The 22100-nt window shown below is 35.4% G+C and carries 21 protein-coding genes, 2 riboswitches and 1 other annotated feature (1 of these 24 cut by a window edge); of the genes, 18 read left to right on the forward strand and 3 right to left on the reverse strand.

Annotated features, from left to right (window positions below; translation table 11 throughout):
* Positions 1 to 192, forward strand: a binding site (T-box leader); it begins 26 nt to the left of the window's first position.
* Positions 193 to 267: 75 nt separating this feature from the next.
* From trpD to ASO14_RS07165, 7 genes are all read left to right on the forward strand, one after another.
* Entirely contained in the window at positions 268 to 1293 is a 1026-nt protein-coding gene (trpD, locus tag ASO14_RS07135) for an anthranilate phosphoribosyltransferase (protein WP_068453354.1), read from the forward strand.
* Positions 1290 to 2072 (forward strand): indole-3-glycerol phosphate synthase TrpC, encoded by a 783-nt coding sequence (gene trpC / locus ASO14_RS07140; protein ID WP_068453357.1) that lies wholly within the window; start codon positions 1290 to 1292, stop codon positions 2070 to 2072. The genes trpD and trpC overlap by 4 nt, the downstream gene beginning before the upstream one ends.
* Positions 2072 to 2689 (forward strand): phosphoribosylanthranilate isomerase, encoded by a 618-nt coding sequence (locus tag ASO14_RS07145; protein WP_068453358.1) that lies wholly within the window; start codon positions 2072 to 2074, stop codon positions 2687 to 2689. Before trpC ends, ASO14_RS07145 begins: the two co-directional genes overlap by 1 nt.
* On the forward strand, positions 2690 to 3889 hold the full coding sequence (gene trpB / locus ASO14_RS07150) for a tryptophan synthase subunit beta (RefSeq protein ID WP_068453360.1): 1200 nt from the start codon (positions 2690 to 2692) through the stop codon (positions 3887 to 3889). It begins immediately after the preceding gene.
* On the forward strand, positions 3882 to 4667 hold the full coding sequence (gene trpA, locus ASO14_RS07155; protein ID WP_068453362.1) for a tryptophan synthase subunit alpha: 786 nt from the start codon (positions 3882 to 3884) through the stop codon (positions 4665 to 4667). The genes trpB and trpA overlap by 8 nt, the downstream gene beginning before the upstream one ends.
* A gap of 58 nt (positions 4668 to 4725) precedes the next feature.
* A complete protein-coding gene (locus tag ASO14_RS07160) occupies positions 4726 to 5202 on the forward strand; it encodes a GNAT family N-acetyltransferase (protein WP_068453364.1) in 477 nt (158 codons plus the stop codon).
* Positions 5203 to 5390: 188 nt separating this feature from the next.
* Positions 5391 to 5591, forward strand: a complete 201-nt coding sequence (locus tag ASO14_RS07165; protein ID WP_068453366.1) for a cold-shock protein — start codon at positions 5391 to 5393, stop codon at positions 5589 to 5591.
* Between the two features lie 328 nt (positions 5592 to 5919).
* On the opposite strand, the gene ASO14_RS07170 is transcribed toward ASO14_RS07165, so the two are convergent.
* Together ASO14_RS07170 and ASO14_RS07175 are read right to left on the reverse strand one after the other, a co-directional pair.
* Positions 5920 to 7464, reverse strand: a complete 1545-nt coding sequence (locus tag ASO14_RS07170; protein ID WP_068457356.1) for a solute symporter family protein — start codon at positions 7462 to 7464, stop codon at positions 5920 to 5922.
* An 8-nt stretch (positions 7465 to 7472) separates the two neighbouring features.
* Positions 7473 to 7859, reverse strand: coding sequence for a DUF485 domain-containing protein (locus ASO14_RS07175; RefSeq protein ID WP_082701412.1), 387 nt, complete (start codon positions 7857 to 7859; stop codon positions 7473 to 7475).
* Between the two features lie 919 nt (positions 7860 to 8778).
* Between ASO14_RS07175 and ASO14_RS07180 the strand changes: the two genes are divergently transcribed.
* The 4 genes from ASO14_RS07180 (at position 8779) to ASO14_RS07195 (ending at position 13730) form a co-directional block, all read left to right on the forward strand.
* The gene (locus ASO14_RS07180; RefSeq protein ID WP_068453368.1) at positions 8779 to 9723 is read left to right on the forward strand and encodes a tyrosine recombinase XerC; all 945 of its coding nucleotides are present in this window, start codon (positions 8779 to 8781) and stop codon (positions 9721 to 9723) included.
* 169 nt (positions 9724 to 9892) lie between these two features.
* On the forward strand, positions 9893 to 11587 hold the full coding sequence (locus ASO14_RS07185) for a sensor domain-containing protein (RefSeq protein WP_082701413.1): 1695 nt from the start codon (positions 9893 to 9895) through the stop codon (positions 11585 to 11587).
* A 96-nt stretch (positions 11588 to 11683) separates the two neighbouring features.
* Positions 11684 to 12712, forward strand: a complete 1029-nt coding sequence (locus ASO14_RS07190) for a MupG family TIM beta-alpha barrel fold protein (protein ID WP_068453370.1) — start codon at positions 11684 to 11686, stop codon at positions 12710 to 12712.
* A gap of 169 nt (positions 12713 to 12881) precedes the next feature.
* Positions 12882 to 13730, forward strand: coding sequence for a MurR/RpiR family transcriptional regulator (locus tag ASO14_RS07195; protein ID WP_068453372.1), 849 nt, complete (start codon positions 12882 to 12884; stop codon positions 13728 to 13730).
* 126 nt (positions 13731 to 13856) lie between these two features.
* Here the strand turns inward: ASO14_RS07195 and ASO14_RS07200 are convergent, their stop codons facing one another.
* Complete coding sequence (locus tag ASO14_RS07200; RefSeq protein WP_068453374.1) at positions 13857 to 14894, reverse strand: PTS sugar transporter subunit IIC; 1038 nt, start codon at positions 14892 to 14894, stop codon at positions 13857 to 13859.
* Between the two features lie 385 nt (positions 14895 to 15279).
* Between ASO14_RS07200 and ASO14_RS07205 the strand changes: the two genes are divergently transcribed.
* The 7 genes from ASO14_RS07205 (at position 15280) to ASO14_RS07235 (ending at position 22100) form a co-directional block, all read left to right on the forward strand.
* On the forward strand, positions 15280 to 16023 hold the full coding sequence (locus tag ASO14_RS07205) for a tyrosine-protein phosphatase (protein ID WP_068453376.1): 744 nt from the start codon (positions 15280 to 15282) through the stop codon (positions 16021 to 16023).
* A 13-nt stretch (positions 16024 to 16036) separates the two neighbouring features.
* Positions 16037 to 16780, forward strand: a complete 744-nt coding sequence (locus ASO14_RS07210; protein WP_068453378.1) for a tyrosine-protein phosphatase — start codon at positions 16037 to 16039, stop codon at positions 16778 to 16780.
* An 18-nt stretch (positions 16781 to 16798) separates the two neighbouring features.
* A complete protein-coding gene (locus ASO14_RS07215; RefSeq protein ID WP_068453380.1) occupies positions 16799 to 17764 on the forward strand; it encodes an NAD(P)H-dependent flavin oxidoreductase in 966 nt (321 codons plus the stop codon).
* Positions 17765 to 17829: 65 nt separating this feature from the next.
* A riboswitch (SAM riboswitch) is annotated at positions 17830 to 17933 on the forward strand.
* Between the two features lie 72 nt (positions 17934 to 18005).
* Complete coding sequence (locus ASO14_RS07220) at positions 18006 to 18764, forward strand: cyclase family protein (protein ID WP_068453382.1); 759 nt, start codon at positions 18006 to 18008, stop codon at positions 18762 to 18764.
* A gap of 205 nt (positions 18765 to 18969) precedes the next feature.
* Positions 18970 to 19131 (forward strand): transcriptional regulator, encoded by a 162-nt coding sequence (locus tag ASO14_RS07225; RefSeq protein ID WP_068453384.1) that lies wholly within the window; start codon positions 18970 to 18972, stop codon positions 19129 to 19131.
* Positions 19132 to 19256: 125 nt separating this feature from the next.
* Positions 19257 to 19438, forward strand: a riboswitch (cobalamin riboswitch).
* 124 nt (positions 19439 to 19562) lie between these two features.
* Entirely contained in the window at positions 19563 to 21107 is a 1545-nt protein-coding gene (locus ASO14_RS07230) for an Ig-like domain-containing protein (protein WP_068453386.1), read from the forward strand.
* Between the two features lie 81 nt (positions 21108 to 21188).
* Positions 21189 to 22100 carry a DUF4430 domain-containing protein gene (locus ASO14_RS07235; RefSeq protein WP_068453388.1) on the forward strand — a complete coding sequence of 304 codons (912 nt, stop codon included), beginning with the start codon at positions 21189 to 21191 and terminating at the stop codon, positions 22098 to 22100.

The following is a 22100-nucleotide window of genomic DNA, read 5'->3' on the forward strand; positions in this document are numbered from 1 at the left end:
TATAGTTAAGCTAGTTATAGAGAATCAGTGGTTGGTGAAAACTGATCTAGTCGCTATATGAATGGACTTATGAGAGTATCTATGAACCAATTTGTAGTAGTAGATAACGAATCATCCTCGTTACGGATGTCGAGATCAGATTGTTTAGCAATCTGAAATTGAGGTGGCACCGCGAATAATATCGTCCTCATGAAGGTTTTTTCCTTCATGGGGACTTTTTTTATTTCTTTCAAAAGTAAAGTTGAGTTGAGGAGAGTGGAGAAGTGTATGAAAGCATTCATTGAAAAAGTGGAACAAAGACAACACTTAACGAATCAAGAAATGACGATCGCAGCACATAAGATGTTAGATGAACAAACACCCGAACAAGAGATTATGTCGTTTTTAGTAGCACTAGCTAAAAAAGGAGAGACAGCACAAGAACTCGCTGCTCTCGCTAAAACGATGAAAGAACATGCAAATGAAGTTCAAGGTGTACAGTCACTAGCTTATTTAGATAACTGTGGAACGGGTGGCGATGGTTTAAAAAGTTTTAATATCAGTACAACAGCCGCTTTTGTCTTAGCTGCTTGTGACGTTCCAGTCGCAAAACATGGTAATCGAAAAGTATCGAGTGCTTCTGGCAGTACAGACTTGTTAGAAGAACTAGGGATTCCAGCTACAATGGACTTATCAAAAGTAAGTCCTTTATTAAAACAAGAGAAATTAGCTTTTATTTTCGCACCTGCTGCGCACCCAAAATTAAAGCGGATTGGACAAATTCGCCAACAATTAGGAACACCAACAATTTTTAATCTAGTGGGTCCTCTTGTGAATCCTGTTGATTTAACGTATCAACTAACAGGCATTAATCGTCCTGATTTTGTCATTCCCTATGCAGAAGTTTTAAAGAAGTTAGGAAGAAAACGTGCATTAGTCGTTAGTGGTGAACAAGGAATGGATGAAGCCTCACTTTGCGGCGAAACGACATGTGCCTTACTCGATGATGGCGAGATTATTTCATTTACAATTACTGCACAGGAACTGGGTTTACCTGAGTATCCACTCGAAGTAATTAAAGGTGGTACGCCAGCTGAAAATGCCAGAATATTAGAACAATTATTACTTGGTAAAAAAGATGCTTATTATGATGCAGTACTTTTTAATGCGGGTCTTGGCTTATATGCAGCTGGTAAAGTACAGACAATTCAAGAAGGTATTCATCGTGCGAACCAAGCGATTGAACATGGAAAGGCATATGAAAAATTACAAGCAGTTCGACAGTATCATCAACGACTGGAGATGACGAAATGACGATTTTAGATAAAATCTTACAACAAAAAGAAATCGAAATTCAAAAGCGATTACGTGAGGAAAAGAAAGTAGAAACAGATAAACCGGTCTATTCTTTATATAACCAACTACTTCAAACACCTCATTTACAAGTTATTGCAGAAATTAAAAGAGCATCACCTTCTAAAGGAATGATTCAATCGAATATTAATCCTATTGAACAAGCGAAAAAATATGAGCGTGCGGGAGCAGCATGCATCTCGGTACTAACAGATGAACAATTTTTCAAAGGTTCGTTAGCTGATTTAGAAGCTGTCGCAAATGAAGTCACAATACCTGTTCTACGAAAAGACTTCATCTTACATGAGGTACAAATTGAAGATGCAAGAACAGCAGGCGCATCCATTATTCTACTTATTGTGGCTGCCCTTCATGAAAAGCGATTAAAAGAACTACATGATTATGCAGAGTCGCTACAACTAGAAGTGTTGGTCGAAGTGCATGACCTAGAAGAATATACAATTGCTAAAAGAATTGGTGCGAAAATCATCGGGGTTAATAATCGGAATTTAAAAACATTTGAAGTGGATTTAGCACATACAAAAACGATTGCCGCAGCACGTAATGAAACAGATCAACATGTATTTATTAGCGAAAGTGGTATTCAAACTATTGCTGATGCAGAACTTGTGTCAAACGACGGTGCAGATGCCATCCTAGTTGGTGAAACATTGATGCGCGCAGAAGATGTTGAATTAACACTTCGAAGTTTCCAAGTTCAAAAAGAAGGTGTTTATTAATGGTACGCGTGAAGATTTGTGGATTAACTAAAAAAGAGCATATTCAAGTAGCTGTTGAAGAACAAGTGGATTATATCGGATTTGTATTCGCGAAGAGTAAACGACAAGTAACCATTGAACAAGCAAAAGTTTTAGCGCAGTCGATTCCTGAACCCATTCAAAAAGTAGGGGTATTCGTCAATGAAACAGTGGAGAATATGTTACACATTGCAAAAGAAGTGCCACTAGACGTGATTCAATTACATGGTCAAGAATCCCAGCAAGTCGTTGAGGCTTTAAAACCATATACGACTATTAAAGCCATTTCAGTTCGAACAAAAGAAGATATACAAAAAGCAGCACAATATAACGTCGATTACTATCTATTCGATGCACCTGGCATTGAATATGAAGGTGGTAGTGGTAATACGTTTGATTGGACATTATTAGAAAATACGAAAATCAATCGACAAAACATCATCCTAGCAGGTGGATTAACCCCTGAGAATGTAGGGCGTGCGATTGAACAAGTAGAACCTTACGGAATTGATGTATCAAGTGGTGTTGAAATAGACGGACAAAAAGATGAAATGCGTATGCGCGCATTTATGAATCAAACAAGAAACGGAGTGGTATAAATGGTAACAACAACAGAGAAAAAAGGGCGTTTTGGTAAATTCGGTGGTCAATTTGTACCCGAAACATTAATGACAGCTTTAAATGAATTAGAACAAGCATATGAAGAAGCAAAACAAGACCCGAGCTTCCAAGAAGAACTACAAGATTACTTACACAACTATGTAGGTCGTGAAAATCCACTTTATTTTGCAAAGCGATTATCAGAACATCTAGGTGGACCAAAAATCTACTTTAAGCGCGAAGACTTAAATCATACCGGCGCACATAAAATCAATAATGCACTAGGGCAAGTCTTACTCGCAAAACGTATGGGGAAGAAAAAAGTTGTAGCCGAAACAGGTGCTGGACAACATGGTGTGGCGACTGCTACGGTTTGTGCATTGTTCGATATGGAATGTGTGATCTTCATGGGACGAGAAGATGTCAAAAGACAAGAACTAAATGTATTCCGTATGGAGTTACTTGGTGCGACCGTTCAACCAGTTGATTCAGGTTCTGCTACATTAAAAGATGCATGTAACGAGGCGATGCGCTACTGGGTGACAAATGTGGAAAACACACATTATATTTTAGGCTCGGCACTAGGACCACATCCTTTCCCAACGATTGTACGCGATTTTCAGCGTATTATTGGTGACGAAACACGCCGTCAAATTTTAGAAAAAGAACAACGCCTACCAGACGCAGTTGTCGCATGTGTTGGTGGGGGAAGTAATGCGATTGGTATGTTCACACCTTTTGTAGAAGATGAAGGTGTTCGCTTATATGGTGTAGAAGCTGCAGGTCATGGTATTCCAACTGGGGAACACGCAGCTGCATTTGCCGATTTAAAAGAAGGTGTCTTACACGGCTCTTATATGTATTTACTACAAGATGATCATGGGATGGTACAAGAAGCAATCTCAATTTCAGCTGGATTAGATTATCCAGGTGTTGGACCAGAGCATTGTTATTTACACGATATTGGACGCGTTGAGTATAAATCTGCTACAGATGAAGACGCATTAGAAGGTTTTAAACTATTATCGAAAATCGAAGGAATTATTCCTGCTTTAGAAACATCGCATGCGATTTCTTTTGCAAGTAAGTTAGCGAAAGAGATGACAAAAGATGAAATCATGGTGATTTGCTTATCAGGCCGTGGCGATAAAGATGTTGCACAAGTACGTGATGCATTAGGAGGACAAGTACATGACTAAAACATTACAGCAAGTAATTGAACAAAAAAATGAACAAGGTGAAAAAGCATTCATTCCTTACATTATGGCAGGAGACGGGGGACTAACGCACACAAAAGAAACGATTCGCTATCTACAACAACTGGGGGCAACTGCTATTGAAGTAGGGATTCCTTTTTCGGACCCTGTTGCAGATGGGCCTGTTATCGAAAAAGCAGGATTGCGTGCTTTAGCAGAAGGAACGAATTTACATGCTATTTTAGCGATGCTAGAAGAAATAAAAGAAGATGTGCAAACACCACTTATTTTGATGACTTATTTAAATCCGCTTGTTCATTTCGGTTTACAAGATTTTGTGAAGGCAGCTACAAAAGCGAATGTAAAAGGATTAATCATTCCTGATATGCCACTGGAAGAACGCGACTTAATTCAGCCATTCTTAGAAGGAACGGATATCGCACTTGTACAGCTTGTATCATTAACAAGTTCTAAAATGCGTATTCAAGAAATTGCAGAAGCAGCAGAAGGATTTATTTATGCGGTAACTGTCAATGGAACGACAGGGGAACAAAGAGATTTCCAAGATCATGTTATGCAACACCTAAAAGAGATTAAATCGTCGGTATCTTTACCTGTCCTTGCAGGGTTCGGCATTTCGAATCGACAAACAGCAGAGAAAATGAGTGAAGGAATTGATGGTGTGATTGTAGGAAGTGCGATTGTTGACGCACTGCACCGTAAAGATTATGATACAATTGAGCAATTCTTTCAAAAAGAACCAGTCGAAACAAATTCATAGATAAAAGGAGAGAATCGCAGTCATGCGGTTCTTTTTCTATCTAAAGGAGCTTAGAAATATGCAAATAAGAATAATACATGATGAAATTCGTCAAACAGTTAAACAGTTTTTCATTACGCACTGGGGAAGTAGTGAGATGGTTGTTTCAACTGGTGTCTATCACTGTGATCAATTAGAAGGATTCTATGTGATGGATGAAGAAGAAATCATTGGGCTTGTAACTTATAGAATAAAGCAACAGGAGGTAGAAATAATTTCATTAGACTGTATTTACGAAGGTAAGGGGATTGGAAGTGCTCTATTAAATCGAGTAGAAGAAGTAGCTAAAACACATCAGCTTCAAAAGGTTTCGCTCATTACAACAAATGATAATTTACATGCCATTCGCTTTTATCAAAAGAGAGGGTATCGCGTGACAGAGATTCGATTAGATGCGGTTAAGCGTGCAAGTTTGATCAAACCGACTATTCCATTATTTTCTACTGATCAAATTGCAATTCAAGATGAATGGTTATTAGAAAAATCCTTGAACTAAATAACTTTCAGTAAATGCTTTACAAACCGTAATAAGTGTTATATACTAAGGTTAATCAAATAGTTCTTATTAGAAATGAATTCGCATATTACAAAGAGTAATCGTGTTTGTTCGGTACTTTTTGTAATATGTGAATTTTTTGTTTTTTAAAAGCTTATGTATTAATAACTTAATTGGAGGTCATTTAAATGACACAAGGTACAGTAAAATGGTTTAACGCAGAAAAAGGTTTCGGTTTCATCGAAGTTGAAGGCGGTTCTGACGTATTCGCTCACTTCTCAGCAATCCAAGGCGAAGGTTTCAAATCTTTAGACGAAGGTCAAAAAGTTGAATTCGAAATCGAAGACGGCCAACGCGGACCACAAGCAGTAAACATCGTAAAACTTTAATTTTAACGAGTTACGATCAAAAAGGAAATTGCCTCGGCAGTTTCCTTTTTTTGTGTTTTCTTTTATTAAAATGCTACACAATAATCAAACATAATCATTATAGACCTTTAAGTGAAGTACGGTTGTATATTCACAAGCCCATTTTAGTAGTTGAAGTAAGATCAAGAGGGTTTTGTTTCTTGCTTGTAATAGGAGTAAAGATCATGTTCGGTAGGGCATCATTATACGTTTCATTGATGTAACCAATTAGTAATCCTGTGTATGGTAGATAAATCATTTTCATATATTAAAAAAAGGAACCCCCGAGGAGATTCCTTTTTGTGTTGAATTAGTGATCAACTGAACCAGAAGAACCGATACCAGTGTTTGCACGTACTTCAACTTCAGCATATTTCTTCGCGTCTGCTTTCGCGCCAACTAATGAACCAATCCAACCTGCTAAGAAACCAAGTGGAACTGATACGATTGCTGGGTTAGTAAGAGGGAATAAAGGTGTTCCTGTAAGAATTGCAGTACCTTCAGGACTCCAGATATTCGGACTTACTGCTACAAGAATTAATGCAGTGATTAAACCTGTTAACATTGCTGCCATCGCACCTGTTGTGTTGAACTTTTTGTAGTAAATTGTGTAAATAATTACTGGTAAGTTCGCAGAAGCGGCGATACAGAATGCAAGTGATACTAAGAATGCTACGTTTAATGATTGTGCACCAAGTGCTAAAAGGATTGAGAATGCTGATACGCCTAATGAAGCCCAACGAGCAGCTAACATTTGTTGTCTTTCAGTTACTTTACCTTTTTTAATGATCTGACCATAAATATCATGTCCGAATGCAGAAGCCCCTGATAATACAAGACCTGCTACTACGGCTAAGATTGTTGCGAACGCTACCGCACAGATGAAGGACATGAGAATGTCGCCACCTAATACTTCAGCTAACAGTGGTGCGGCCATGTTACCAGCTGGGTTAGCAGCTAAGATTGCATCAGTACCTACGAATGCTGCAGCACCGAAACCTAAGAAGATTGTTAAGATATAGAAGATACCTACAATCCAAGTTGCTGTAACAACTGAGCTACGTGCAGTTTTTGCATCTTTTACAGTGAAGAAACGCATTAAAATATGTGGAAGACCTGCTGTACCAAGTACAAGTGCGATCATCATTGACATTGTGTCAATACCATTTGTATATTTTACACCTGCATTTAAGTATGCTTCACCATGTGGTTGATGTGTTTTTACATAAGAGAACATTTCTAAGATATTGAAGTTGAACTTCATCAGAACTAATACCGAGATAATAACAGTACCTAACATTAATAGAACGGCTTTAATAATTTGTACCCAAGAAGTGGCACCCATACCGCCCCATAATACGTAGATTGTCATCATTACACCTACGATTAATACAGCAAATTTGTAATCGATACCTAATAATAATTGGATAAGAGCGCCTGCACCTACTAATTGTGCAATCATGTAGAATAAAACGATAACGATTGAACTTACTGCTGCAGTTCCGCGAATTTTCTTTTGGTTGAAACGAGCTGTAATCATATCCGCTAAAGTATATTTACCTAAGTTACGTAAAGGTTCAGCTACGATATAAAGTACAACTAGATAAGCTACTAAGTAACCTAATGAATAGAAGAAACCGTCGAAACCTGTTAAAGCGATTGCACCTGCGATACCTAAGAATGAAGCAGCTGATAGGTAGTCACCAGCGATTGCGATCCCGTTTTGCCAACCTGTTAATCCACCACCAGCTGTATAGAAATCTTGTGCTGAATTTGTATTTTTAGAAGCAAAGTATGTTACAAGTAATGTAATCCCTACGATACCGACGAAAAACGCGATACCAATTCCACTCATGCCACCCGTCATTTGTATCCACCATCCTTAGCCTTTTCGATAATAACTGCTGCGTCTTTATCGAATGCGTTTGCTTTTTTCACATAAATCATGGCAAATGCCCAAACCATTATGAACTGTGCTAAAGCAAAAATCCATACCCAAGTGATATCTCCAATTGCTTTTGCGTGTAATACTTTTGTGAACGAAGTTAGTAATGGTAACGTGAAGTAAAATGCTAAGAAGAAAATCGTCATTGGAACAAGGAATTTGTTTTTCTTTTTCACAAGCGCATGATATTCTGAGCTTTCTGAAATTTTCACATACTCTTGCTCTGTTAACTCAACTGCTTTATCAACTTCAGTTGATGTTGCTTTTGCATTTAGAACATCAGAACCGTTTAAGTTTTGATCCATAAAAGTATGCCTCCTTTTTATATAGTTTTTTTTGCGAGCAAGGTAATTATTTCCTAGCTCTGAGTTAATATTATTTGAAAGCGCTTTAAAATGCAACACTTTTTTCTTTAAAAAATTAAAAATTTTCTTTAATAGGTACTCAAAATTCTATTTAAAGAGTAAAATATCTCAAAATATATGATGTTTTTATGATGTCTGTTAGTCGAAAAAGCGAATTTTAGCTGTTTTATGACAGTTTTTCAATCACCCCCTGTTTTGTATCAAAAACAAAAAAAATCAGAGGAAAAATTGTTTTTAACGAGATTTTTATAGTTCTAAGCATAAAAAAATCGAATGAACGCATTTTATTTATTGTAAAAGGCATAAAAGAATGAAAACAATAAATGATACTTTTTTGATTTATTTACTAATTAAAGGAAAAGTAACTTTTTAAATCGATAGATGTAAACAGAAAAATTGTTTTCTTTTTACATACCCTTTATCTATTTTTTATAAAACATTTATTACCATATATGTTAATTTCGAAATCATTATCTTCTGAAATAATTTATCTGAATATTCAAATGAAGTTGCGTGAATTACTTTTAAACATAACTTTATATAATAGAGTTACTCTTTATGTATACTTTTTAGGAGTATGATTCATTTAACGAATTACTAATCATTCGTTAAATGAAAGGTAAATACTACTTGCTAAATTAAATAGTAGTCTTAGAAAAAGTAAATCACTATGTGAAAAACATCACATATAAGTAAAACAGGGTTCAATTAGATTCGATAGATTTACTGTATTTAACGCACCATTTTATGAAAAAAACAGGTTGAAAGAGCTTTAAAACACAAAAACTTTCCCAAATGTATATTTGGGAAAGTTTTTTAATGATATAATAGACTAGAATTTAGTAAAAGAGGTGGAAGAATGCTTCCGAAATATGTACGCGACTTTTTAGTATATTTAACAGCAATTAAAGGAAAGTCCCAAAGAACAAGAAAAGAATATGAATATGATTTGCGATTATTTTTACGATTTCAAATTGCAATCTCACATGATTTAGATTTAGATAAAATGAATGAAGTAGATTTGAATCTTTTTACAATAGAAGATTTGCAACAATTAACCTTAGAAGATCTCTATCTGTTTTTAGAGTATTGTGAAGTGAAACGGGGGAACGGAGCTGCTTCGCGTTCGCGCAAAGTAGCAACACTTAAATCATTCTTCAACTATTTAAAATCGAAAAAACGTTTAATTACGCAAAACCCAGCAGATGAATTAGAAGCACCTAAGTTGAGCAAAAAACAACCTGTTTATATGAATATTACAGAATCACATCAATTTTTAGAGGGCGTAGAACACTCGAGACACCCTGAACGTGATTATTGCATGATGACTTTCTTTTTGAATTTAGGAATACGTGTGAGCGAGTTATGCGCTTTAGATGTGGATTCCGTACACGATGATATTCTAACAGTACGAGGGAAAGGGGATAAAGAACGTAACTTATATTTGAATGAGCAATGTTTAGAAGCTCTTTCTTCTTATATGAAGATTCGCTCACGCTATTTACAAGTAAGAGGAGAACAACAGGCGTTATTTTTATCACAAAAAGGGACGCGTTTAACAAGACAAGCCATTTCAAACCTCGTTCGAAAGATTAATCAAGATTCTGGTCTTGAAAAAAAGAAACTCACGCCGCATAAATTGCGCCATACATCGGCCACACTCCTTTATAAATCAGGAGCAGACATTCGAAGTTTACAACAAATTTTAGGTCATTCGAATATTTCAACAACCCAGATTTACACACATGTTGAAAATAAAGAAATTCAGCGTGTCATGACTGAACATCCTTTGAATAAGAAATAAAAATTAAAAACCACTATTTGTAAAAAATAAGTAAAAAGTTGTGGGTCTATTTATTTAATAAATATAAATAAATATTTTATTTCCTAAAAATTAAATGTGAAATGAGCACTTATACGTAATTTTATGGTAAAATAGGTTCGATTATACGTCACTTAGGGGAGGGTTGCAGATGGATGTTTCAATGAACGCTACTTTAGAACTATTAGACAATGCACAATTCGATCAGTCAGTAATGGCTGATATCATAGCAGCAATTGATCAATCCGTCATTGTTGCGATTACAAATGCGCAAGGGAAAATTATTTCTGTCAACAAGCCCTTTTGCGAAATTTCGAAGTATTCAGCTTCTGAATTGATTGGACAAGACCATAAAATTGTCAACTCTGGCTATCATTCTAAAACATTCTTTAAAGAGATGTGGCGAACAATCGGTAACGGTGAGGTATGGAAAGGTGAAATTTGCAATCGCGCAAAAGATGGATCCCTTTATTGGGTACAGACAACCATTGTCCCTTTTTTAAATGAAAAAGGTAAGCCTTATCAATATATCTCAATTCGCACAAATATTACAGAACAAAAGAATGCGCAACATTATGAACATTTAGCTTACCATGATGAATTAACAGGACTACAAAATCGCCGGAAATTACGTATGACTTACGAACAAATGATGAAAAATTCAAAGCGTAAAGAAGGTTATGCCTTCTTACTAATCGGTATTAATCGTTTTAAGATTATTAACGAAAGCTTCGGTCATCATATTGGCGATTTATTCTTAGTAAATATCGCTTCGATTTTTACAGAAATTGTGAATATATATGGACAAGTTTATCACTATGGTAGCGATCAATTCGTCGTGATGTGTAAAAATAAAGACGCACTTCGTTTAATTAATGCTATTTTATTTCGTTTTAATGATTTATTTGAAGTAGATCGTTTTGAATTTTATAGTTCGGTTAGTATTGGTGTTCGTTATTCTGTCCTTGAAGTTGCATCGTTTGATGAAGTGATTCGTACAGCTGACATTGCACTTATGAATGCAAAAGAACGCAAAGGAAATTACTATGTAGAATATCAAACAGCCATGAATACAAAGTTTCAAGATCATATTTTATTTGAAAAAAAATTGCGCAATGCCATTCGTAATCAAGACTTCTTACTCTACTACCAACCAAAGTACCACGTACATACGAAAAAGATTGTAGACGTAGAGGCACTGATTAGATGGTATGATGAAGATTTTGGTTGGGTTTCTCCTGAATTATTTATTTATTTCGCTGAGCAATTAGGACTTTCAACAGCAATTGATGAGTTTGTAATTGAAACAGCTTGTAGACAGGCTGTATTATGGCAAAAGACCTTGCCAGAACCAATAAAAATCGCCATTAATATTTCGCCATTACACTTAAAAGAGAAAAAATTCGTCGATACATTAGAGTATATTCTAAAGAAAAATAACTGTAATCCTACATTAATCGAAATTGAAATTACGGAAAATTCTTTAATGCATAATAGCGACATTTTAACAAAAACATTTAGTGAATTAAAAAAACTTGGGGTAACAATTGCGCTAGATGATTTTGGAAAGGGCTATTCTTCATTAAGTTATTTAAAAACATTTCCGATTGATACATTGAAGATTGATCGTGACTTTATACGTGGTATCCATGAAAATACGAATGAGGAAAATATGATTCGTGCCATTATAGGATTAGCTAAAATCTTTAATATGAAGGTTGTAGCTGAGGGGATTGAAACGGTTATGGAACAAAGCATTGTTGAAAAATCAAATTGTGATTATTTACAAGGTTATTTATTCTCAAAACCACTTCCAGCCAAAGAAATTGAAGCACTACTTATTTAATAAAAAAGCAATTCATCCTTTTAGTAGCGATGAATTGCTTTTTATGTTTATGAAGAAGTCTTTCTTGGTATGTATGAAAAAAAGGAGGTTCGATACATGTTTGGTTTCTCAGTATCTTTAACACAGCAACCCTCTCTATCTAAAATTCAAAAAATGCAAAAAGTGGGTTTTCAACTGATTTATACATCGCTTGTAGTTCCATCAGATACGCTCCCTGTAGCAATGACACATCTTCAACAACTTGCACGTTTTTCAAAACAACATGACTTACAACTCGTTGTACAGATAATAAAACAAACAAAATCATTGTTACCGGAACTGGCGAAGTTATCGATTCAAGCACTTATCGTAGATGAAAGTTTTTCAAAAGATGAAGTGAAAGAACTCGCTTTGAATTATCGGATTATTTTAAATGCGAGTACGCTAAATATAGATTGTTTTCAAAATTTTAAAGGTTTGAATATAGAAGCTTGGCATGATCGATATGAACAACCATTTACGGGATTAGATGATACATTCTTTCAACAACAGAATCAGTTGATACAGCGTGAAAATATCCCTCTAGGCGCGTTTCTAATGAGCGACATCTCTACAACCTTAAACAATGCGCCAACGCTCGAAAAACATCGTACAAGCTCTGTATTCGCGCATGCAATCGAGTTAATACAACAAGGGATTCAAACGATTATCATTAGTGATGATGATGTATCAGAAGAAGCAACTAGACAGTTTACAGATTGGATTCATTCGAATTATATCACGCTGTACATGACTTCTTATGTATTGCATAACCCGATTCATCAATTCACCTTTCATACACGTCCTGATCTTCCAAGAGACGTTATTCGTTTACAAGAGAGTCGCTCTTATTTTTCCGAAAATGTTCTGTTTGGTAGATCTAGAGGGAGAAAAGTGGGAGATATTACGATGAATATGCTAGGTATGGGTTCGTATGCTGGGGAAGTACATCTAGTTAAAGTAGATTTACCAAAGAATGAGCATATCTTTACAATCGGAAAAATTCGAAAAGAGGACCAGCCTTTATTGTCAATTTGCCCATGTAATCAGAAAATTAAGCTAGAAGAAATGAATACGCCTATAAGAAAAGGAATCTCTTTTACGTAAGAGTTTCTTTTTTCACATTAGAGTAAAATTAATTTCATTACACAAGGACATACTTTGTCCTATATAATAGGATTATGTATACATATTACTGGAGGTTTACATTTACTGATTTATGCAGAAAAGTTAAAAATCATGTAAAACGAGCAGTTTTGTAAGGGGGACTTTTGAGATGTCAAATAACTTAATTTTTCAAATACAATTTAAATTATCTACACTATCCGAAGCAGAACAAGCTGTTGCGCACTATGTAATAGCTCATTCACAAGAAGTCATTTATTTATCAACGCAAGAATTAGCAAAACGAGCAGGAGTAAGTAATGCGACGATTACACGATTTTGTAAATCAGTTGGGGCAAAAGGGTTTCCTGATTTAAAAATTATGTTATCTGCAGAAAATTCACATGGGAATCAAGTACAACAAGAGATTAAAGCGACCGATTCACTTAAGCAAATTAAACACCAATTGAATCTTCGTATGACTGCAGCGCTAAATGAAACAGAACAATTAATGGATGATCATATCATTGAATCTTGTACGAAGTTATTAAAGAATGCTGATGAACTTGTCGTCTATGGCGTAGGTTCTTCTAATCTTATCGCACAAGATATAGCTCAAAAATTTATTCGACTTGGAAAATCCGTACTTCACACAGAGGATGCACATTTGATTGCGACAGCACTAACTGCTAAGCCGAAGAAAAAGGTAGGAATTTTCATTTCGAATTCAGGAGAAAGAAAAGAAACAAATACATTGGCTACAGTGTGTAATGAATTAGGCATTCCACTAATTAGTATTGTATCCAACCCTTCAAGTCGTTTAGCTTCCAAATCGACGGTTGTTTTAGTCCATAGTCAAATAGAAGGTATCGATATTATTCGTACTGCTGCGATTACATCAATTATTGCTCAACAGTATATTGTAAATTTATTGTATTATCATTATTTTATCGATAATTATGAAACACATGCGGATATGTTACATCAAACTAAGCAAATTATACATCATCACTTTGATTAAATCAGATGTGAAAAGAATTGCAGTTTTGTAATTCTTTTTATATTAATAAATAATTATATTATGTAAACTGTTTGAATGAAAATAAAGAAAAGTCGCACCATTGGACGACTTTTTCTTTGTTTTATTTTATTCATAAGTTACTTTATAATCTTCTGGCGCAATCCACTTCACTTTTCGTTCAAACAAACGAATGAATAAAAGGTTTAACACAATCGGTAAAATAATGAACAGTGTAGCTGCTAAAAACATACTCGTCGTACTCCATTGTTCAATGGATAAATATTTAAGGGGACCAACGAAGCCAGCTAATCCAAAACCAGCAGAATAGGGATCACCTGTAATATTGAAAACACCCGCTAACGCACCAAGAATGGCTGCTGTTAGTATAGTCGGTGAAGCAATTTTAGGTTTCATAAAGAAGTTACGCATTTGAATTTTGGCAGATGCAACGTGTGCTAATGCTGTACCAAAATTATTAGCACGATAAGAAGCAATCGCCATACCTACACCGGATGCACAGACACCTAGATTAGCTGCTCCAGCACTTACACCACTTAACATAATAACTGTAGCTACACCAATTGTTGAAATAGGTGAGATGATTAAAATAGAGAAAATCATCGCAATTAACATGCCCATTAAAACAGGTTGAAGATTTGTTAATGTCGCAATACCAAGTCCGACAACATCTGCTCCATACTTTACATAAGGTAAGATAAATAAACCGATTAGACCTGGAATAAACAATGATAGAGCAGGCATTAGTAATAATGTATAATCTTTTAATTTATTCCCTAAAAATTGCACAAATACAACGGCTAAACCAGCTGTAATTCCGATGTTAATGACAACACCAATACCAGCCATCGTCATACCTGTTTCGCTAAATGTGATGACACCTGAACCTACCATTGTTGCTAGTCCAACACTCGTCATTTGAATCGGTGTGAGTTTAAATTGGATCCCGATCATGACACCAATAACGACCGGTAGTAAACTCATCGCAATTAATGTGACATTTAAAATGGTTTGTAAAAACGGTGCAATCGTAGGGAAGTGTTGAATCATCAGTTTCAGAATCTCCCCCACCAACGCATTAGGAATTAAACAAACGACAATACCTAAGCTCATTCCTGTTAGTAACTTATTAAAAAAATCTTTCATACGCTCAAACCCTTTCGAAGCAAACTGTTCTTTTAAAGTAAATTTAGTTTATATTGTCTATATATTTCAGTCAATACTGAAATATCAGAAAATTCTATATTTATAGAATGGAATAGATATTTAAGTCTTTTATGAGAGATTTTGGTATGAAAAAAAGAAAAGTATTTTTGTAATATATAAATAAAATAAATTTATTATGTAAACTAAAAGGCTATACAGTCCATTTGTGTCAATTTTTCAATCAATAATAAGAGATATGATGCACGTCTTTTACAAAGACCTAAAATCATTAAGAGATTGCAAGTTTTTTTATTTACAATAATGATTTTGGGGTATATAAAATTAGTGTTTATACATGGATTGAACTATAAAAGTAGGTGATAATATGACATATCAATTTGAGGGGATTTATAATTTTCATGATTTAGGTGGACTAAAAAGTTCGGATGGTCGTAACGTGAAAAAGGGGCTTCTATTTCAAAGTGGCGATATTAGTAACGCAACGGTTCAAGATATTTATTACTTAAAAGAAGTATTAGGCATCAAAACCATTATTGATTATCGTAATGAGTATGAACAAAATGAAAAACCTTCTTTAAAAATCCAAGGAGTTCATACAATTCATTCACATGTATCCATGCCTACACTCATGCTTACAGAACTTTTACAAGATTATGAAGCGAGTACCCATTATTTTGAAGCACAAAATCGTATGCGTATTTATCGTGAACATCTTGCAAAAAATAATTCATACCGGCCTTTAATTGAAGTAATCCGACTGAAACAAGTTCCTTTACTTCAACATTGTATGTTAGGTAGAGATCGTACAGGAATAGGTGTATTTCTGCTCTATCTACTATTGGATGTACCATTGAAAACAATTGTCCAAACTTTTTTGGAGCGCCAGAAGAATGCTATCGAACAAATGCCTGAATGGTTAAAAGTAATGATTCGAAATCTACAGGGCCAAAAATTAGAAACGGATATGAATTATGTAAATGGTGACTTCCTATTAGTTGCATATGATGAAATTTTAAATGAATTTGATACAATTGAAAATTTCTTTTTAAAACAGTTTCAAATAGACAAAACAGAGAGAAAAGCAATTCAAGATTTTTATTTAGAATAATGGAGGCGTTTAAATGTTTTTACCATTCGAAGGAATTCCTAATTTTCGTGATTTAGGTGGTGTAACGACGATTGAAGGTAAACATGTGAAAAAAGGATTACTTTATCGTTGTGGAGAATTAAGTAAGAGTACACCGAAAGATTTGCAACAACTGCAAGCGCTTCATATTCGAACAATCATTGATTACCGAGATGAAAGTGAGATTGAAGCTCATCCGACACCAAGGATACAAGGTGTGCATGACGTCCATGCGCCTGCTAGTCGATCGCAATTTAATCTTGCTTCGATTGAAGATTTAGCGAGTAGTGATTTATTGAAGCAATTGAATATGGATTTATTTAAAGAGTTTTATGCCAGTTTAGCATTTGAAAATCCTGCATATCAAACACTCGTCTCTATTTTAAAAGCACATGAAGGACCGATGATTCAACACTGTACAGCAGGAAAAGACCGCACAGGAATTGGCTCAATGATTACGTACTTGATACTTGGTGTTCCTTATACGACGATTGTCCAAGACTTTTTAGAAACTAATCAATATATGGAGAAACATTCACCATATTGGCAAAAACCTCTTGAATTAGCTGTTAAGGATCCAGAAATTTTGCAGGTATTAGTAGGAGTCAATCAAACATTGCTCGACCATGTACATGATGAGATTTTAAGAAAATACGGTACGATTGAGATGTATTTAAAAGAAGAATATCATATTGATGAACAAACGAGAAAAGAGATTCAAGATTTCTATTTAGAGTAGCATAAGGGGGATTTTGAGATGAAGTGGCAAACAAGTGTAACGGAATTATTAGGAATTGAAAAACCAATTATTCAAGGAGGTCTCGCCTATCTTGGTTATGCAGATTTAGCAGCAGCAGTTTCGAATGCTGGAGGACTGGGCCAAGTGACAGCACTCAGTTTAGATTCTCCAGAAGATTTACGAAAAGAAATTCATAAAACACGCACATTAACAGATTGTCCTTTTGGTGTGAACTTTGCGATTGGACGACACCGTGAACATTACGAACCTTTTGTACAAGTAGCAATAGAAGAAGGTATTCAAATCATTTCGATTACAGGAGGAAATCCAAGTCCTGTATTAGAAATGGTGAAAGACACCGATATGAAGAAGCTTGTACTCGTTTCTTCTGTTAAATTGGCTTTAAAGGCCGAAGAAAAAGGGGCAGATATTGTTGTCGTTGTTGGACAAGAAGGCGGTGGTCACCTCGGTTTAAATGATTTAGGGACACATGTACTCGTTCCGCGCGTTGTCGATGCTGTCAACATCCCTGTAATCGCTTCAGGAGGCATTGCAGATGGTCGTGGTATCTTATCTGCTTTTGCACTAGGAGCAGACGGAGTTGAGATTGGGACACGTTTTATTGCGACAGAAGAATGTGTAGATGCAGCACCACTGTACAAACAAGCATTGATTGAACATGATGAAATGGATACGGTCGTTATTAAACGTTCCATTGGTGGTCCAGCGCGTGTATTACACACACCATTCACAGATGAAATTTTAGAAATTGAACAAAAGACGCCTACATACGAGGCATTAAAAGAGTATATTAGCGGTGCAGCAAACCGTCGTTATATTTACGAAGAGCAGCAAGATGGTTTTGGATATGCAGGTCAAAGTATTGGTTTCATTCATTCCATTCCAACTGTTGCAACTTTATTTGAGCAATTTGAGAAGCAAATTGAAGAAGCAAGAACGCAATTAAATCTAAAAATAAAATAATATTCAGAAAACAGTTGCAATTCCGATTTGCTTACTGTAATATGAAGTTAACAAAAAAATCGTATCTCTTATCAAGAGAAGGCGAGGGACTGGCCCGTTGACCCTTCAGCAACAGACAATGTTAAATTGAACTGTGCTAAATCCTGTAGCGTAAGCTAAAAGATAAGAAGAGTTCCTTTGACTATTCAAAACCTCTTCTTATCAGGAGAGGTTTTTTTGTAGATTAAAAAGGAGTGATGTTATGAGCGAATCGGTTTTACAGCAAGATGTTTTACAAGCATTACAAACATTGAAAAAGCAGAAATGGGTGGACTTGACACATACCTTTAATAGCCAGTCACCTCACTTCCATGCATTCAATCCAGCAAAATTCGATACACTTTTTACACATGATGATGGCTTTTTTGCACAACAATTTTCTTTTGCAGGTCAGTATGGAACACATCTTGATGCACCGATACACTTTGTACGAGATACACGCTATATCGAGGAACTTCATCTTCAGGAGTTAGTACTGCCACTTATTGTTGTAGATATTACAGCTCAAGTACAAAAGAATCCAGGTCACACGGTAACGATTGAAGACATCCTCTCATTTGAGGATCAAAATGGCATCATTGAAGCCGACTCATTTGTCGCATTACGCACAGACTGGTCGAAGCGCTGGCCCGACCATGATATCTTTAATAATATTGATGAAGCAGGCGTGGCTCATGTGCCAGGTTGGTCTGTCGAAGTATTATCTTTTTTATTCAAAGAACGAGGCATTAAAGCGATTGGTCATGAAACATTTGATACAGATTCGAGTGAAGAATATCGAAAACATGGCTCATTAGCCGCAGAGTATTTCGTTTTAGAACAAGATACGTATCAAGTCGAACTTTTAACGAATTTAGATCAACTTCCGGCAAAAGGGGCAGTTATCTTTAATATCGTGGCTAAACCTGAAAAAGCATCTGGTTTTCCCGTACGCTCATTTGCGATTACACCGAATCAATAAAGGCTCATTTGTCTTAAACTATACAGACTCATTTGTCGTGGAAACACCTTGTCATCTCAAGGTGTTTTTTGTTTCAAAAATAATATTATTATGTAAACCAAATATTTTCGTTGAATTTTCAGAAAATGAGTTGACATCTTTTTTCATCTGTTATATATTAAGTACAACAAATAAAACTGTTATATAACAAAAGGAGAGATGTTCAATGGAACACTTTATGGAAGGTTATCAAATATATTGTCAGGCTTGCGAAAATTATGGGTTGGAGTCGATGAATTACCATTTATATGTCAAACAATTAACAGAGGAGCAATTGTATGCATTTAATGAGTATAAGAGAGACGCCACAATTCAAGAGATTAGCTAGGTATTAAACCTCTATTTTCCACTTAATGTGTAAAGTAGAGGTTTTTGTATGTCCTAAGACCTTCTTTTATGAAAAGTTATTTACTTTTTTTATAGAGTATGGAATACTTTCTATTAAGATAATTGAATATTCTTTCAGATGAGAGTGCTAGTTTTAGGCTAGATAATAGGGAAATCGGTGAAAATCCGATGCAGCCCCGCTACTGTAATATGGGATGAAATGACATATAAACACTGTGTTTATACGGGAAGTTGTCAAAGTAATGTGATCATAGAGCCAGGAGACCTGCTTTCATCATTCGTTTCAATCTTCGAGGGGTGGATTAGACGCACGTAAGTATAAATATTGTTACATAATTCTTCATGTCTTTAGAACGTGAGCTTTTCGTGTTAGCTAATCCTCCAAATCAAAACAATTTGGGGGTTATTTTTATGTTTAAATCAAAATGGGTGATTCCAGCAACATTATCAGCAGCTTTAGTCGTTTCAGCTGTACCAGCAACGGCTTTACAAGCAGAAGCAAAAGTACCAACAGTTAAAAAAGTTGATGTAGCGAATACATTAAAAGCAACATCGAACTATTATTATTCATTACCAGATGTATCAACACCAACTTACCAAAGTTCAGATGCAGTACTTAATTTTGCGCGTTCAAATTACGCTGTAAGTAAAGATTACTACACAACATTCTATAAAGATGTTGAACGTGAATTAAAGAAGCAAAAAGGTCAATTTAATGGTTCGCCAGGCGCATTATCAAAAATAATTTTAGCGATTACTGCAATCGGTAAAGATCCGAAAAATGTTGCGGGTTATAACTTAATTAACTTATTAGGTGATAAATTAGTCGCAGGTAAAGCAGCGAAAAGTTTATACATCACAGATTATTTATATGTATTACGTGCTTTAGAAGCGAAAGATTATAGCTTCCCAGCAGGTGCAAAATACGCTGATTTCTCACGTAAATCTATGGTTGATTATTTAGTAAGTACACAATTTGAAAATGGTGGCTTCTCTTGGGCTGAAGATGTTGAAAATGGCGTGAGTGTCGACATGGCTGCGATGGTGTTAAGCGCACTTGCGAACTATGATTCAGATCCAGCTGTCAAAGCGTCAATTCGTAAAGGTTTAGATTATATGTCAAGCCAATTAACAGATGTTGCAGGTTATAATCCATGGGGCGGTAATAGTGTCGATTCACAAGCTCAAGTGGTCATCGCTCTAACAGAGAATGGTATTAATCCAAAAACGGCACGTTCATTTATTAAAAATGGTCACTGGGCTGTGTCAAATATGTTATTAAACTTTGATGCAAAAACAGGTGGTTTTAAAACAACACCAGATCAAAAAAGTCCACAACTATTTGCAACAACAAGTGCAATGTTAGGTCTTGTTGCGTATGATCGTTATGCATCAGATAAAAATACATTCTTTGATTTAGCAGATGCAAAAGCTTCTTCTTTAAAGTATGATACAACTGCACCAAAATCATTAAGTGTTACAAAAGTGGCGAACACAACAAAAACAATTTCAGGTACGACAGAACCATATGCAACGGTTACAATCTATAATGGTTCGAAAAAATTAGCAGCAGTTCAAGCAGATGCAAAAGGTAAATTCTCATATCCAGTAAAAACTGCGTTCAAAGCCAATGCGACAGTGAAATTCTATGTAACTGACTTAGCTGGTAATAAGAGCAAAGCCATTACACAAAAAGTGGCTGATCGTTTAACACCTGCAACACCAAAAGTAAGTAAGCTTGTAAAAGGCGCTAAAAAAGTAACCGGATCAACAACAAAAGGTGCAACAGTATATGCGAAAATTGGAAACAAAACATATAAAACAACTGCCAGCACAAAAACAGGTTCTTTCTCAATTAAAGTACCAACATTAAAAGAAAAAACAAAAGTAAAAGTGTATGCGAAAAAATCAAATTACACAAGTAAATCCGTTACAGTTACAGTAAAAAGTAAATAAGATTTACACATAGCGAATAAGGGTTGCTCTAAGATGTAAATCTTGGAACAGCCCTATTGCTATCTTAAAAGGAGGGACAACATGAAAAGTAAAATTATACTATTTGCGCTATCTGCAACCTTACTTTTAACAGGCTGTAAAGTGCAAACCGCACAGCAATATGAAAATGAGCAAGAGGAAGAAGCAAAAAAAGTCGTTGTTCTAAATGACGAAGAACAGAAAAAAGCAAAAGAAAAAGAAAAAGAAGAAACAAAAGAAACGGCGCAAGATGATAAAGGTTCTGTAACGAAAGAAGTGGCTGCTACATCTGAAAACGACACGACAACGTCAACGAATTCGTCCGTTTCTACAGTGGAGAAATCAACATCGACACCATCTCAAACACAAAAACCAGAGGCAAAAAAGGAAACAACAACATCTAATAATACCTCTAAAGAACAACCAACAAAAACAGAAAAACCAGTCAAAAAAGACGAACCGAAAAAAGAAACGACGGTAACGAAAAAACCAGAGACAACGACTTCTACACCGAAGCCATCGACACCAAAACCGTCAACACCTGAAAAACCTGTAGAAAAACCAGCGAAAAAAGAATATGCAACGATTACAATTGGCATGCGCACATTACTAAATCCTGATCATTATGAGCTATTACCGAAAAACCTACAAAGTGAAAAATATGTACCAGCAAGTGGTGTACTATTAAATAACGCAAAAATTGAAATTAAAGAAGGCGATACAGCTTGGGATGCCATTTCAAAACTACGTTCAAAATACGGTATTTATATTAATTACGAAAAAAATCCAATGTACGGTATTTATATTATCGGGATTAATCATATAAACGAAAAACAAGCAGGTTCATTAAGTGGCTGGATGTATACAGTTAACGGTGTAAAGGCACCTGTTGGCGTAGGTAATTATGAACTTGAAGATGGTGACCGCATTGAGTTGCAATATACAACTAATGGTGGAACGGACTTAGGGTGGTAG

Source organism: Kurthia sp. 11kri321 (assembly GCF_001534765.1).
Classification (GTDB): Bacteria; Bacillota; Bacilli; order Bacillales_A; family Planococcaceae; genus Kurthia; species Kurthia gibsonii.